This window comes from Planomonospora corallina (genome assembly GCF_042650625.1).
In the GTDB taxonomy this organism is placed as follows: Bacteria; Actinomycetota; Actinomycetes; order Streptosporangiales; family Streptosporangiaceae; genus Planomonospora_B; species Planomonospora_B corallina.
Genome location: NZ_JBHSBM010000016.1, coordinates 244,351 through 258,011 on the forward strand (window position 1 = coordinate 244,351; position 13,661 = coordinate 258,011).

12 protein-coding genes are annotated in these 13,661 nt (G+C 75.5%); 6 read left to right on the forward strand and 6 right to left on the reverse strand.

The features are described from left to right. The first annotated feature begins 101 nt into the window (after nt 1-101). The 3 genes from ACFOWE_RS12290 (at nt 102) to ACFOWE_RS12300 (ending at nt 5,678) form a co-directional block, all read left to right on the forward strand. The gene (locus ACFOWE_RS12290) at nt 102-2,216 is read left to right on the forward strand and encodes a DUF6493 family protein (RefSeq protein ID WP_377287398.1); all 2,115 of its coding nucleotides are present in this window, start codon (nt 102-104) and stop codon (nt 2,214-2,216) included. A 13-nt stretch (nt 2,217-2,229) separates the two neighbouring features. After that, nucleotides 2,230-3,081: a hypothetical protein gene (locus ACFOWE_RS12295; protein ID WP_377287399.1), complete on the forward strand. Its 852-nt coding sequence runs from the start codon at nt 2,230-2,232 to the stop codon at nt 3,079-3,081. Between the two features lie 143 nt (nt 3,082-3,224). Continuing rightward, entirely contained in the window at nt 3,225-5,678 is a 2,454-nt protein-coding gene (locus ACFOWE_RS12300) for a beta-glucosidase H (protein WP_377287400.1), read from the forward strand. Between the two features lie 18 nt (nt 5,679-5,696). On the opposite strand, the gene ACFOWE_RS12305 is transcribed toward ACFOWE_RS12300, so the two are convergent. Then, nucleotides 5,697-6,293: a hypothetical protein gene (locus ACFOWE_RS12305; protein ID WP_377287401.1), complete on the reverse strand. Its 597-nt coding sequence runs from the start codon at nt 6,291-6,293 to the stop codon at nt 5,697-5,699. Between the two features lie 151 nt (nt 6,294-6,444). After that, on the reverse strand, nt 6,445-7,179 hold the full coding sequence (locus ACFOWE_RS12310) for a putative dsRNA-binding protein (protein ID WP_377287402.1): 735 nt from the start codon (nt 7,177-7,179) through the stop codon (nt 6,445-6,447). Nucleotides 7,180-7,314: 135 nt separating this feature from the next. Between ACFOWE_RS12310 and ACFOWE_RS12315 the strand changes: the two genes are divergently transcribed. Further along, nucleotides 7,315-8,193, forward strand: coding sequence for a TIGR03619 family F420-dependent LLM class oxidoreductase (locus tag ACFOWE_RS12315; RefSeq protein ID WP_377287403.1), 879 nt, complete (start codon nt 7,315-7,317; stop codon nt 8,191-8,193). Nucleotides 8,194-8,224: 31 nt separating this feature from the next. Beyond that, nucleotides 8,225-8,671, forward strand: coding sequence for a nuclear transport factor 2 family protein (locus ACFOWE_RS12320; RefSeq protein WP_377287404.1), 447 nt, complete (start codon nt 8,225-8,227; stop codon nt 8,669-8,671). A gap of 110 nt (nt 8,672-8,781) precedes the next feature. On the opposite strand, the gene ACFOWE_RS12325 is transcribed toward ACFOWE_RS12320, so the two are convergent. The 4 genes from ACFOWE_RS12325 to ACFOWE_RS12340 are packed head-to-tail and all read right to left on the reverse strand — an operon-like array spanning nt 8,782 to nt 13,038. Continuing rightward, a complete protein-coding gene (locus ACFOWE_RS12325; RefSeq protein WP_377287405.1) occupies nt 8,782-10,437 on the reverse strand; it encodes a GMC oxidoreductase in 1,656 nt (551 codons plus the stop codon). Next, on the reverse strand, nt 10,434-10,976 hold the full coding sequence (locus ACFOWE_RS12330) for a carboxymuconolactone decarboxylase family protein (RefSeq protein WP_377287406.1): 543 nt from the start codon (nt 10,974-10,976) through the stop codon (nt 10,434-10,436). The genes ACFOWE_RS12325 and ACFOWE_RS12330 overlap by 4 nt, the downstream gene beginning before the upstream one ends. Then, complete coding sequence (locus tag ACFOWE_RS12335; RefSeq protein WP_377287407.1) at nt 10,973-12,052, reverse strand: NAD(P)H-dependent amine dehydrogenase family protein; 1,080 nt, start codon at nt 12,050-12,052, stop codon at nt 10,973-10,975. Before ACFOWE_RS12335 ends, ACFOWE_RS12330 begins: the two co-directional genes overlap by 4 nt. Nucleotides 12,053-12,084: 32 nt before the next feature. Next, the gene (locus ACFOWE_RS12340; protein WP_377287408.1) at nt 12,085-13,038 is read right to left on the reverse strand and encodes an oxidoreductase; all 954 of its coding nucleotides are present in this window, start codon (nt 13,036-13,038) and stop codon (nt 12,085-12,087) included. A gap of 103 nt (nt 13,039-13,141) precedes the next feature. Between ACFOWE_RS12340 and ACFOWE_RS12345 the strand changes: the two genes are divergently transcribed. Further along, nucleotides 13,142-13,661: hypothetical protein (locus tag ACFOWE_RS12345; RefSeq protein ID WP_377287409.1), on the forward strand; the 520-nt coding region annotated here is incomplete at its 3' end.

Consider the following 13,661-nt stretch of genomic DNA (forward strand, 5'->3'; position numbering starts at 1 on the left):
GGGGCCCGTGCCGACCTCCCCGCACTGGCCGCGGTGGCGGCCCGGGGCGGCTCCAGCCGCCTGGTCCAGGAGGCGCGGCGCCTCCACCGGCAGGTCGCGCCGTGAACCTGTGGGGGCGCCTGCTCGCGCGGATCACGGCCGGGGACGCCGACGGCGCGGCCGAGCTGCTCGAACGGACGGACGAGCGGGACCGGCACGCGGTGGCCGGGCGGCCGCGCGCCTACGTCCTGGACGGCGAGGAGGCGCGTGACCGGGCGCACCTGCTGTCGACGTGGTACCCGGCCGCCGCCCTCGCGGAGGACGCCGGCGTCGAGCCGCCCGACGGCGACGCCTTCGTTCTGGGCTGGGTGCAGGCCGTCGCCCCGGCGGGCCGGAGCGTCACCGGCGACGGCCTGGCCCGCCACCTGTCCTCCCGGCTGCCCCGCACCCGGGACCTGACGTCGGTGCTGCGCCCGGTCACGGAGGCGGCGCCGGCGTGGGCCGCCACCATGGCGCGCCTGGCGGACGAGGGGGTGCTGGAGCGCCCGGCACTGCTCGGCGGGTGCGTCGAGGCGTTCCTCGCGGGGAAGAGCCGGCCGTTCACGGACCTGTACGCCGCGCTCCGGCCGGACCCCGCGGAGCTCCCGGTCGAAGATCTCGTCCGCCTGCTGCCCGCCGCCCCGGGACCGGTCGTACGGCTCGCCGCGCAGGAGCTGCGCCGGGCGGACGGCGCGGGGCTGCTCGGAGACGACCTGTTCCTCGACGCGGCCGGGGCGCTGGCGTTCCGGCCGGAGAAGGCACACGTGCGCGCGGCGCTCGGCTGGGCGGAGGCCGCCGTGCGGCGGGAGCCCCGGCGCGCCGACGACGCCCTGCGGGCGGTGACCGCCGCCCTCGGCCACGCCGCCCGGGACGTGCGGGAGCGCGCGGTGCGGTCGGCGCTCGCCCTGGCCCGGCACGCGGGGGAGCCGGGCCGCGCGGCCGTCCGCGCGGCGGCGGACGACCTCGCCGCCGCCCTGCGGGACCGGCTCGCCCCGGCGTTCCGGCTGGAGGAGCGGCCGGCGCCGGAGCCGGCGCGGCTGCCGGTCTTCACGCCGGAGAGCGGGCCGCTGCACCCCGTACGGTCGGCGGAGGAGCTGGCCGGCCTGGCCGCCACGGCACGGGATCCGCTGGAGATCGAACGGCTGGTCGCCGGGCTGGTCGAACTCGTCCACCGGGACCGGGAGGCGGTCCGCGCGGCCGTCGGGCCGTGGCTCCGCGAGCACTGGCCGTCCCTGCTCGACGAGGAGGCCGAGCACCACGGCATCGGCGGGATGGACGACTCCCCGCGCCTGCTGGCCGTGCGCGCGGTGCTCGCCGCGGCGGCGCCGCGGGCCGCCCGGAGGCTCCGCGAGAGTCTCGACTCCTACCCGCTGGACGGCGAGCCGGCCAGGCGCGTGCTCGCGGCCTGGATCGCCCGGGGCGGGCTGGCCGACCCCGTGGTGGGCCTGCGGACCGGGCGTCTGCCGCTGTACGGCGGCTCGGACCGGACCGTGACCCGGATCAGCCCCACGGTCTGGCCCCAGGAGAGCGACCTGCCGGACCTGGCCCGCAGGCTCTGCATGCTCGACCCCCCGTACGGCGTCAGCACGGCCTCGCGGCTGACGGAGTGGTGGCCGCTGGTCATGCCGTCCCACCGGGAGGTGATCACCGCCTGGACGCTGCCGAGGCTCCCCGCGCCGGTGACCTCCCGCAGGGCCGACCTGGTCCTGCTCCACCGGCTGGCCTGCGGGCAGGGGCCCGTCGGCGCGGTGAGCGCCGCCGCGCTCGCGCACGGTCTCGGATACGAGGACGACGGCGCGCGGGGCACGGCCGTCGGCGCGCTGCTGCTCCACGCGGCCCGCGGCGACCTGGACGGCCGGGAGCTCGGCCGGTCCCTCGCCGTCCTCGTCGCGGGGGACGTGGTCCGGCCCGGCCGGGTGGCCGCCGCGCTGGGCGACGCCGTGGCGGCGGGGGCGCACGCGGAGGTGTGGGCCGCGATCGCGGAGATGCTCCCCGCGCTGCTCCCGGACGGGCCGGAGCGGCCCCGTACGGGACTGGCGGACCTGCTGGCCGTCGGGACCGAGGCGGCCGCGGCCGCGGGGGCGCGCGCCGGCATCCCGGAACTCGCCGTGGTGGCGCGGCGCGGTGGATCGAGCAGACTGGTACGGGAAGCCCGCAGGCTCCTGGAGCGGATCGGCGCCGCTCCACCCCCTCCGTGATCCGGGAGTCTCCATGCGCAAAGTGATCTGGCCTCTCTCCCTGGCGCTGCTGCTGGCCGGCTGCGGCGGCGGCCGCATGTCGGAGGGGGAGTTCCAGGACCGGGCCCGCACGGTGGCGGGGCGCTGGCAGGACTCCCTGGCCGACCGCGCGTGGCGGCGGGGTTTCATGCCGCTGGAGAGCCTGGAGGACGGGTCGCGGTGGGAGCGGCTGCCCGCCTGGGCGAGCCTGAGCGACCACAACGGCGTGTGGACCCTGGAGACCGACCTGCCCGAGCGGGCCCCCCGCGCCCGGGAGCTGAGATGGCCGGACGGCTCCGCTCAGACGGTCCCGCTGGCCTCGGCGGCGGAGGCGTACGCGAAGCTGAGCGAGCCGGACGGGTTCATCGAGGAGGAGTGCCCGCCCGCCGGGTGCCGGAAGCTGCGCGTCACCGGTGCGGAGCTCGGCGAGGTGCCGCTGCTCACCAGCCGGGGGAGGGTCCGGGTGCCGGCCTGGCACTTCACGGTGAAGGGCGTGGAGGAGAGGTTCACCCGCGTCGCCGTCCACCCGTCGGTGATCTCCCCGCGCCCGGTGCCGCGGGAGGGCGAGCACGAGGAGGTGACGGCGTTCGCCCCCGTCCCGGGCGAGGACCGGCGGCTCCTGCTGACCTACGGTCACGGGGACTGCGACCGGACCCACGGCGCCCGCGCCTACGAGACCCGCCATCTGGTGGTGGTCGACGTGGACGTCGAGTCCGGCGACGGGATGTGCACTCTGCGCCTCAAGATAGATCAGATCACCGTCACGCTCGACGCGCCCCTCGGCGACCGGGTCCTGCTCGACGCCGGGAACGGGCTTCCGGTGCCCCCGGCGAGCACCTCGCGATGACCGTTCGAAGCGGCGCGGGGAAGACCCACGGGCAGGCCCCGGCCGCACCGCACCACACCACAGCGCACCGTCCGTCGTGGTGGGCGTCTCCGCCGCTCCCGGCGACGTCCCCGCCGGCACGGACCGAGGAGGTTGACCGGACCATGATCGAAGAACTCCTGGCCGAGCTGGATCTCGACACCAAGGCCCGGATCCTGGCGGGGCGGGACATGTGGTCGCTGCCCGCCGTACCGGAGATCGGGCTGGAGCCGCTGGTGTTCTCCGACGGCCCGATCGGGGTGCGCGGCACCGAGTGGAGCACCCGGGACCCCTCCATCGCGCTGCCCAGCCCCACGGCCATGGCCGCCACCTGGGACACGGAGCTGGTACGGCGGGCGGGCGGTCTGCTGGCCCAGGAGGCCCGGCGCAAGGGCGTGCACGTGCTGCTGGCGCCCACCGTCAACCTGCACCGCACGCCGCTGGGCGGCAGGCACTTCGAGTGCTTCTCCGAGGACCCGCTGCTCACCGGGGAGATCGGCGCGGCCTACGTCACCGGCGTCCAGGAGGGCGGGGTCGGCGTCACGGTCAAGCACTTCGTGGCCAACGACTCCGAGACCGACCGGATGAGCGTCGACGTGCTGGTCGGGGAGCGGGCGCTGCGCGAGCTCTACCTGGCGCCGTTCGAGCACATCGTGAGGGGGGCCGCGCCGTACGGGATCATGGCCGCCTACAACGCGGTCAACGGCTCGGCCATGTGCGAGCACGACGAGCTGCAGAACGGCGTGCTCCGCGGCGAGTGGGGTTTCGACGGCTTCATCGTCTCCGACTGGTTCGCCGCCCGGGACACCGTCCGGGCCGCGCTGAGCGGGCTGGACGTGGCCATGCCCGGCCCGGCGGCGGTGTACGGCGAAGCCCTGGCGCGGGCCGTACGGGACGGGAAGGTCCCCGAGGAGGTCGTCGACGAGCACGTCCGGAGGGTGCTGACGCTGGCCGCGCGGACCGGGGCCCTGGGCGGGCCCGCCCGGGTGCGGACCGCCCCGCTGGACGGCAGGGCGGACGGCCCGGTGAACGGCAGGGCGGACGGCCCGGTGAACGGCAGGGCGGACGGCCCGGTGAACGGCAGGGCGGACGGCCCGGCGCTGGCCAGGGAACTGGCCGTGCGCTCGACCGTGCTGCTGCGCAACGACGGCGTGCTCCCGCTCTCCGGGCGGATCGCGCTGATCGGCGGCCTGGCCAAGGACGCCCGGGTCATGGGCGGCGGCAGCGCCCAGGTCTTCCCCGACCACGTCGTCTCCCCGCTGGAGGGGCTGCTGGCGGCGGGCGCGGAGGTGACCTACGCGCGGGGCGCCGATCCGAGCGGACGCTTCCTGCCCGCGGCTGCGGGCTTCGAGCTGACCGCGGTCGCCCGCGACGCCGACGGCGAGGCCTTGGCCGAGTTCCCGCTGCACGAGGGTTCGGTGCTCTGGATCGGGCAGCTGCCCGCCGGGCTGGACGGCGCCCGGGCGCGCTCGGTGGAGATCACCGGGCACTTCACCCCGCCGGTCTCCGGCACGCACCGGTTCGGCATCGAGGGCACCGGGGCCCACCGGCTCACCGTCGGCGGCGAGGTGCTCTTCGACGGGGAGGTGCCGTTGCCGGCCGGGACCGACCTGTTCGCCGCCTTCTTCTCCCCGCCGCAGCACGAGGTCGCCCTGGAGCTCGAGGCCGGGCGGCGCGTGCCGGTCAGCCTGGTGCACACCGACCCGCCCGGGCTGGGGGCGGGCCCGTTCGCCGCGGTCGCCTTCGCGCTCGGTCACCGCGACCCGGAGGCGGCCCGCGACCCCGGAACGCTCATGGAGGAGGCCGTCCGGGCCGCGGCGGAGGCCGACGTGGCCGTGGTCGTCGTCGGCACCTCCAAGGAGGTGGAGAGCGAGGGCTTCGACCGCGACTCGCTGCGGCTGCCGGGCAGGCAGGACGAACTGGTGTCCAGGGTGGCGGCGGCCAACCCGCGCACCGTGGTCGTGGTCAACGCGGGCGCGCCGGTCGAGATGCCCTGGCGGGACGAGGTGGCGGCGATCCTGCTGACCTGGTTCCCCGGTCAGGAGGGCGGCCACGCCCTGGCGGACGTGCTGCTGGGCGGGCAGGAGCCGGGCGGGCGGCTGCCCACCACCTGGCCGGTGGCGCTGGAGGACTGCCCGGTCGTCCGGGTCGCGCCCGCCGACGGGGCGCTGCCGTACTCGGAGGGCGTCTTCATCGGCTACCGGGCCTGGGAGCGCTCGGGAGCGGCGCCGGCCTTCGAGTTCGGCTCCGGTCAGGGGTACACGACCTGGGCGTACGAGAGCGCCCGGCTGGAAGGGGACCGGGTGCGCGTGCGGGTGCGCAACACCGGTGAGCGCCCCGGCCGCGAGGTGGTCCAGGTCTACCTCCGGCCCGCGGAGGAGGACCCCGAGCGGCCCGTCCGGTGGCTGGCGGGGTTCGCGGTGGCCGAGGCCGCGCCGGGGGAGAGCGCCGAGGTCGTGGTGGAGATCCCGGCCCGTGCCTACGAGCGGTGGACCGGGCAGGGCTGGCGGAGGGCGCCGGGCGAGCACGTGGTGGAGGTCTCCCACTCGCTGACCGACACCCGGCTGGTCGCCGGGTAGCCGGCGGGGCCGGCGGGGTCACAACCCGGCGGGGTCGTACGGCGCCGGCGTCCGGTACCAGTGGACGACGTCGCGGACGGTGGCGACGGCGCCGTTCTCCAGCCCGCCCTCGCGCTCGCTCTGACCGGTCGCGACGACGAAGCGCTGGGCCCGCGTGCCGGTGACCACGACCCGGTAGGTGCCGGCCTCGGCCGTACGGTCGAGGCGCGCGTAGCGGATGAGGCGGGTGCCGGCGTGCTCCTCGTGGAAGCGCTCGTACAGGTCCGCCGGGACGCGGGTCTCCCGGCCGTCCGGTGACAGGACCGTGATCCGCGGGAGCTCCTGCCGGGGGATCGCGCGCTCCGGCACGAGGTCGGGCACGAACGCCTCCAGGTGGAAACGCCGCCCGGCGGCGAGGGTCAGCGTGAACGAGCGCGTGTCCGACGGCCGGTTGAGCCAGCCGTAGAACGCGAACGACACCTCCCCGGCCGTCACCCGGGGCCCGTTGCCGGGCGTGTCGTCCTTGGTCAGGATCACCGGGCGGTGCGCCCACGCCGGGAGCGCGACGGCCAGCGCCAGCGCGGCGGTGACGGCGACGGTGACGACCCGGCGGGGTCCTGCGGGCCTTCGCAGCATGAGACGGATCCTTCCCGGGGGGAGAGGCTCCTGCCCGCGGAGAGGTCCTGCCTCTGCGCGGCCGTGTCCCCAGGTGATGCCCCGGAGGTCCCGTGCGATGCCTGGCGGCCGATCGTGAGGAGAGCAGGAGCCCCGGCCGGGTCGCGCGGGGTCAGCCCGTGCCGATCAGGGCCAGCAGGGCCGCGGCGGCCGCCGTCCGGGCCTCGGTCTTGCTCGTCCCCTCGCCGGAGGCGGAGAGGGCCAGGTCCGCGCCCGCCGGGCGCGCGGACACCGTCGCGGTGAACGCCGGCGCGTGCGGCGGGCCGGAGGAGGCCATCTCCCACTCGGGGGCGGTGATGCGGCCCTGCTGGGCCCACTCGTTGAGCACGCTGACCGGGTGGTGCCCCGCCGGGGCCGCCGGGCGGGTCGTCTCCTGCGGGACGGCGGCCCGCTCGACGGTTATGCCGGCCTCCTTGAGCCAGGACCGCAGCGTGAACGCCGGAATACCGAGGGAGCCGGCCGCCTCGCGGATGCTCATCCCGCCGCTCAGCAGCGTCTGGGAGATCTCGATCACCCGCCGCCGCTCCCGGCGCCGGTCCTCCTCGCTCGGCAGGTCCGTGCACCGGGCGTGGATCGCGGCGCCCTCCTCCAGCATCCGGCCCGCCTGCACCAGGCAGGCGACGCTGCAGTACAGGCCGAGCCGCAGATGCCGGGACCTGCCACCGGGCGCGCGCTCCAGCAGGTACCAGCCGGTCGGCACCCACAGGCCGCGCTCCACGCGCTGGCAGACGCGGCAGAAGAAGCTCCGCTCGTTCTGCTGGTGCCCGGAGCGCGTGGCGGCCAGCCCGCCCCGCCGGCGCGACGCCGGAACCCGGTCGTCGGGCACGTTGAGTTCGTCGATGCTCACGGACGGTCAGCTTGCCAGAAGGGCGCCCGCACGGGGGTGCGGACGCGGGAAGGAGCGCCGTTCCCCCGGGCCGGAGCCGCCGGTTCCCGCCGCTGGGGCATTCTTAATTGAAACGTGTTCTATTATGCTCGACCCATGCGGTTCACCTACGCCGAGGCGATGACCGACCCGTCGTACCACCTGCCGCTGGCCCGGGCCGCCGAGGCCGCGGGGTACGCGAGCGTCAGCGTGGCCGACTCGCTGATCTACCCCAAGGAGTCGGCGGCGCGTTACCCGTACACCCCGGACGGGGACCGGGAGTTCCTCGAGGACAAGAGCTTCGTCGAGACGTTCGTCCTGATCGCCGCCATGGGGGCGGTCACCTCGGCCATCCGCTTCACGCCGTTCGTGCTCAAGCTGGCGGTCCGCCCGCCGGTGCTGGTGGCCAAGCAGGCGAGCTCGGTCGCCTACCTGACCGGCGGCCGGCTGGCCCTCGGCGTCGGGCTCGGCCCGTGGCCCGAGGACTACGCGGCGACGGGCGTGCCGTGGGCGCGGCGCGGCAGGCGGATGGACGAGGCCATCGAGGTCGTCCGGGGGCTGACGCGCGGCGGCTACTTCGAGTACCACGGCGAGTTCTACGACCTGTCCCCGATGAAGATGTCGCCGGTCCCCGCCGAGCCGATCCCCATCCTGGTCGGCGGGCACAGCGAGGCGGCGCTGCGCCGGGCCGCCCGCCTCGGCGACGGGTGGATGCACGGCGGAGGCGACCCCGCCGAGCTGGACGCGCTGCTGGCCAGGCTGGCCGCCCTGCGGGCCGAGGAGGGCGCCGACGACCGGCCCTTCGAGATCCACGCGATCTCTCCCGGCGCCTACACGGCGGACGGGGTGAAGCGCCTGGCGGACAAGGGCGTCACCGACCTGATCGTCGGCTTCCGCATGCCGTACGTCAAAGGCCCGGACACCGAGCCGCTGAGCAGGAAGATCGAGAAGCTGGAGCGCTTCGCCGAGTCCGTGATCGCGAAAGTCAACCCTTGAAGGCGTGTGAGAACGCGTTACAGTTTTTCGCATGAGCGATTCCGCCGCGGTCGTCTGGGAAGCTCCGGACGGCGACCACCCCGCCCGCCGGGCGGCGCGGGCGTCCATGGCCGCCGTCACCGCCGGGCGCAGGCAGGACTGGCTCGCCCTGTTCGCCCCGGACGCGCTCGTGGAGGACCCCGTCGGGCCGTCGATGCTGGACCCCGAGGGGGAGGGGCACTCCGGCCGTGACGGGATCGCACGGTTCTGGGACGCGAACATCGCCTCGCTGGAGGGGTGCCGCTTCCGCGTCACGGACTCCTTCGCGAACGGGCCGTGCTGCGCCAACGTCGCCTCCATCGCGATGACGCTGGCCGGCGGCGCGACCATGACGGTCGACTGCGTGATCGTCTACACCGTCGACGCGACGGGGGCGATCACCTCCCTGCGCGCCCACTGGGAACCGGGGCGCGCGCTGGCCACCCTGGCCGCGCCGTAGCGCCCGCCCCGCTCTCTCCCCCCGCCGGGCCGCCGCCGCGGGCCGGCGGTGATCACAGGGCGGTCACCCGGTCGGGGGCGGTCACAGGCCGGTCACCCGGGCGGGGGCGGTCACAGGTCGGTGGCGATGATCTTCTCGATGTTCCGCTCGGCGAGCGCCGTGATGGTGACGAACGGGTTGACGGTGGTGTTGCCGGGGATCAGCGCGCCGTCGATGACGTACAGGCCCGGATAGGCGGTCAGGCGGCCGTGGCCGTCGGTGGCCCGGTTCAGCACCGCGCCGCCGAGCGGGTGGTAGGTGAGGTGGTCGCCCCAGATCTTGTAGGCGCCGAACAGGTCGCTCCGGTAGACCGTGCCCTCCTTGGCGTTGATCCGGTCGAAGATGCTCCGGGCCATGTCGATCGACGGCTGCTTCCAGGCGGTCTGCCAGTCCAGCTCGACCCTGCCCGCCACCGGGTTCCAGGAGAACCGGGCGCGGTGCGGGTTGCCGGTGATCGACAGGTAGAACGACGCGAAGGTCTCGATCCCGGTGGGCAGCGGCGCGACCTCGGCGAACGCGCGGCCGGAGGCCCGGTTGTCGATGCCGCCGCACGGGATGGCCGACTGCAGGGCGCCGGTCGGGTCCCACAGGTGGTTGGCGCGGCCGCACATGACGTTGCCGTTCTCCCCCCAGTCCCTGCCGACCTCGTCGTTCAGGAGGGGGAGCACGCCGGTGGCCTTCAGCTTGACCAGCAGCTTGCTGGTGCCGACGCTGCCGGCGGCGAAGAACACCCGGTCCGCGGTCACGGACTTGACGGCGGTGACGCCGCCGCCGGTGTCGAGCTGCTCGACGACGACCGTGTACCGCCCGCCGGACGCCGGGGCGACCGAGGCGACCCGGTGCAGCGCGGAGACGGTGACCCTGCCGGTCGCCCGGGCCCGGGCGAGGTAGGTCTGCTGCAGCGACTTCTTGCCGTGGTTGTTGCCGTAGAGGATCTCCCCGGCCAGCGCGGACTTCGTGGCGGTCCCGGCCGCCTCCCGCTCCATGTACTCCCAGTCGTACACGTCGGGCACGAAGACGAACGGGAGACCGGAGCGCCGGGCGTGCCTGCGGCCGACCCGGGTGTACTGGTAGCAGGCGGCGGACTCGAACCAGTCCGGGTCGACGGTGCCGACGCCGAGCGCGGCGTTGGCCCGGGGGTAGTAGACGTCGTACATCTCGCCGGGGTTCACCGACGGCAGGACGGCGCCGAAGTCCTCCCGCCGGGGGGTGACCGCCATGCCGCCGTTGACCAGCGAGCCGCCGCCGACGCCGCGGCCCTGGTAGACCGTGATGCCGCCGAACTCCTCGGCGTCCAGGATCCCGGTGTACCGGGGGATGTCCCGGTCGAGCGGGAGGCCGATGAAGTAGTTGACGGGCGCCTTGGTCCTGGTGCGCAGCCAGTAGGACCGGTGGTCCGGCTCGCGGGTGTTGCAGAAGACCTTGCCGTCGGGGCCGGGGACGTCCCAGGCCATGCCCATCTCGAGCATGTGCACGTCGACGCCGGCCTCGGCCAGGCGCAGCGCGGCGACGGCCCCGCCGTACCCGGTGCCGATCACCAGGGCCGGGACGCGGGCGCCGTCGGCGATCGGCGCGGGCGCGGGTACGGCGTGCGCCCGGGCCGCGGGGGCACGGCCGGCGAGGGCCGCGGCGCCCAGGACCGAGCCGGTCCCGGCGATGAAGGCGCGGCGCGAGACGCCGGGAGAGGCGCCGGGGGAGGTGGGGTGTCCGAGGGTGCTGCCGCTCATCTGGCGTCCTCACTCCCCGGGAGCCGGAACGGGCTCCGCTCGCGTCGTCCGGCTCCCGGCGGGCCGCCGGGCAGCACGCACACCCTGTCGAGGCCCAGCACGTGGTTGAGCCGGCCGAACGCCAGCCAGGAGCCGATGCACATGCTCAGCTCCACGATCTCGGCCTGGCCGTAGTGCGCGGTCATGCGTTCCCAGAACGCGTCGTCGAGGCCGCGGTGGTCCAGGGCGTACCGCTCGGCGTACTCGGCGGCCAGCCGGGTGCGCTCGTCGAAGGCGCCGGTGGTGCGCCAGGCGGCCACCGCGTCGGCGAACCCCTCCTCGACCTTCCGCCCGTCCCGCTCGGTCCGCCAGTCCAGGCAGAAGGCGCATCCGTTGATCTGCGCGATCCGCAGCCGGGCCGCCTCGAACTCGCGCAGCCCCAGGCTCGTGTGCGCGTACACCGCCAGGGAGAGGGCCGAGGCGGCGGCGCCGATCCGCGGCACCATCTCGCCCCACACGTACGCGATCGGATCCTTGTCCCCGGGGATGTCGATGATCATGATGTCTTCCTTCCGAGCCTCCCGGTCGCGGGGCGCAGCGGGACGTCGAGCGCGTCGTAGAGTCCCGGTTCCGCCTCCGCGAGCCAGTCGATGGCGCCCACCAGGCGGCCGGCCGCGGTGGCGTTCCCGCCCGCCGAGCGGTTGCCGTCCTCGTCGACGGCCTCGACCGTCACCTCGATGCGCGGGCGGCCCTCGATGATCACCCGGTGCGCGCCGGCGCCGTCGGGCGGCGTCGGCCAGTCGGGCGCGCAGGACGGGTGGATGCGGGTGACGTGCTCGATGACGATGCGGGGCTCGCCCTCGACGACGCCCTGCACCTCGAACCGGACCGCGCCCTGGGTGCCGGCCTCGAACACGCCCATCGACGCGGTGGTCACCGTGGCCTCGAGCGGACGCCGGTCCAGGGTCTCGCGGATCTCGTCGAGCTCGACGCCGAGGGCCCGCGCCATCAGCCGGATCTGGCCGCCCCACACCATGGTCGGCACCGTCGGCGCGGTCATCGGCGGCTCGTAGTCCATCGGCCGGCCCATACCGACCAGGTGGCGGACCGCGTCGGGCTGGTCGTAGGTGGAGTAGTCGAAGATCTCCTGGCAGCGGATCGCGTCCACGACGGTGCCGAGCCCGCTGACCAGCAGGGGCAGCACGTCGTTGCCCCAGCCGGGGTCGATGCCGGAGACGAACAGCGAGCCGCCGCCCTCGCGGGCGGCGGCCAGCACGGGCTCCCGCAGTTCCGGAGGGGCGCTGTGGGAGTCGTAGAGCGCGTAGAGGGAGGGGGTGACGACCACGGCTCCGGCGCGGATCGCCCGGACGACGTCGGCGAGCGCCTCGGCGGGGCGTACGTCGCCGGAGGCCGCGTACACCACGGCGCGGGGCCCCGCGGCCAGCACCGCGCCGACGTCGTCGGTCGCGGTCACCCCCAGATCGTGGCCGAGCCCGGCGAGGACGCCCGCGTCGCGGCCGACCTTGCCGGGGTCGTGGACGAGCACGGCCGCGAGCCTCAGCGCGGGATGGGCCTCGACGGCCCGGATGGCCGCGCGGCCGACGTTGCCGGTACCCCAGACGACCGTGGAGAGCATGCATTGAACGTAGCAAGCGCTTGGTTAATTGCCTAGGGCTCCCCGGCCCAGGCCGGCGCGCCGCGGTCGGCCGGTGAGGGCCGCAGGGGGTGCACCACCCCGGTCAGCCGCTCCGACTCATCCCAGAGCCGGTCCTGGGTCGCGGCGTCGCGGGACCGGCGGCTGGATCGGGCCCGCGCCGGGTGGCCGTACAGTTCGCCCGGCCCCGACGGGCCGTAGTAGTCACCGCCCCGGGCCGCGGGGTCGGTGGCGGCCCGCAGCGTGGGCAGGGCGCCCATGGGGGCGGTCTGCAGCAGCAGCGGCCCCGCCACGCGGTTGAACAGGTGCACCGGGCCGGGCAGGCAGCGGGAGATCGCGGTGCCGCCCACCAGCCCGGGGTGCGCCGCCAGCGCCTCGGTCCGGGCACCGCAGGCGCTCAGGCGGCGCTGGAGCCCGTAGGTGAACAGCAGGTTGGCCAGCTTCGCGCGGCCGTAGGCGGCGAAGCGGTTGTAGGAACGCTCGGAGTTCAGGTCGTCCAGGCCGATCCAGCCCCAGTGGTGGGCCAGGCTGGCCACGGTGACGACCCGGGAGCCGGGGACGTGGAGCATCAGGTCGAGCAGGAGGCCGGTCAGCGCGAAGTGCCCCAGGTGGTTGGTGGCGAACTGCAGCTCGAAGCCGCCGGCGGTGCGGGTCAGCGGCGGCGCCATCACCCCCGCGTTGTTGACCAGCAGGTCGATCCGGTCGTGGTGGTCGCGCACCCGCCCGGCCGCCCGCCGTACCGAGCCGGGGGAGGCCAGGTCGAGCGGGACGACCTCGGCGCCCGGCCCGACGCGCTCGGCCGCCCGCGCGGCCTTGGCCGTGTCACGGCAGGCCATCACCACCGTGGCGCCCCGGGCGGCCAGCGCCCGGGCGGTCTGGAACCCGATCCCCGAGTCGGCCCCGGTCACCACCGCGACCCGTCCGCCCTGGTCGGGGACGTCCTTCACGCTCCAGCGGCCTGTGCTCATGACGTCCCCATTCCCCGGATCGGGGGAGTCAGGCACCACTCCGGTGGGGACGCTCAGGGACGGCCCCGTCGAACCACCGTGCGGAGAGATACGTGATGAGAGCATGAGATTCCGCGTCCTCGCCGTCCTCGCCGTCCTCCTGGCCCTGGCGGCCGCCGTCGTGTCCGCTCCCGGCACGGCGTGCGCGTGCAGCTGCGTGCGGATGGGGCCGGCGGAGCAGGTGGAGCACGCGACGGCCGTCTTCACCGGGACGGTGACGGCCGTCCGCCGGACGCCGGGAGGTCCGCTCGATCCCGAGCCGCCGGTCGTGTACGTCTTCCGGGCCGACCAGGTCTACAAGGGCGAGCTCGGGGCCGAGGTGGAGGTGGCGAGCAGCACCAGCAGCGCCGCGTGCGGATACGCCTTCACGGTCGGAGCGCGGTACCTGGTCCTCGCCTCGGACGAGGGCGGGAACCTGGCCGGGAGCGACCCCGGCGTCCCGCTGACCACCACGCTGTGCTCCGGGAACCGGGAGGTCCGCCCCGGTGACGGCCCGCTGCGGGAGGACGACGTCCTGGACGACGAGCCGCTCGCCGGTGGGCTCCTGGCCGCGCTCGGCACGGCCAGGCCTCCGGCGGCGGCCG

What these genes read in the sequence shown, in the direction of transcription:
- ACFOWE_RS12325 (WP_377287405.1), bottom strand. Translation starts at nt 10,437, where the DNA reads ATGAGCGGCAGCACCCTCGGACACCCCACCTCCCCCGGCGCCTCTCCC.
- ACFOWE_RS12295 (WP_377287399.1), top strand. Translation starts at nt 2,230, where the DNA reads ATGCGCAAAGTGATCTGGCCTCTCTCCCTGGCGCTGCTGCTGGCCGGC.
- ACFOWE_RS12330 (WP_377287406.1), bottom strand. Translation starts at nt 10,976, where the DNA reads ATGATCATCGACATCCCCGGGGACAAGGATCCGATCGCGTACGTGTGG.
- ACFOWE_RS12340 (WP_377287408.1), bottom strand. Translation starts at nt 13,038, where the DNA reads ATGAGCACAGGCCGCTGGAGCGTGAAGGACGTCCCCGACCAGGGCGGA.
- ACFOWE_RS12305 (WP_377287401.1), bottom strand. Translation starts at nt 6,293, where the DNA reads ATGCTGCGAAGGCCCGCAGGACCCCGCCGGGTCGTCACCGTCGCCGTC.
- ACFOWE_RS12300 (WP_377287400.1), top strand. Translation starts at nt 3,225, where the DNA reads ATGATCGAAGAACTCCTGGCCGAGCTGGATCTCGACACCAAGGCCCGG.
- ACFOWE_RS12335 (WP_377287407.1), bottom strand. Translation starts at nt 12,052, where the DNA reads ATGCTCTCCACGGTCGTCTGGGGTACCGGCAACGTCGGCCGCGCGGCC.
- ACFOWE_RS12320 (WP_377287404.1), top strand. Translation starts at nt 8,225, where the DNA reads ATGAGCGATTCCGCCGCGGTCGTCTGGGAAGCTCCGGACGGCGACCAC.
- ACFOWE_RS12315 (WP_377287403.1), top strand. Translation starts at nt 7,315, where the DNA reads ATGCGGTTCACCTACGCCGAGGCGATGACCGACCCGTCGTACCACCTG.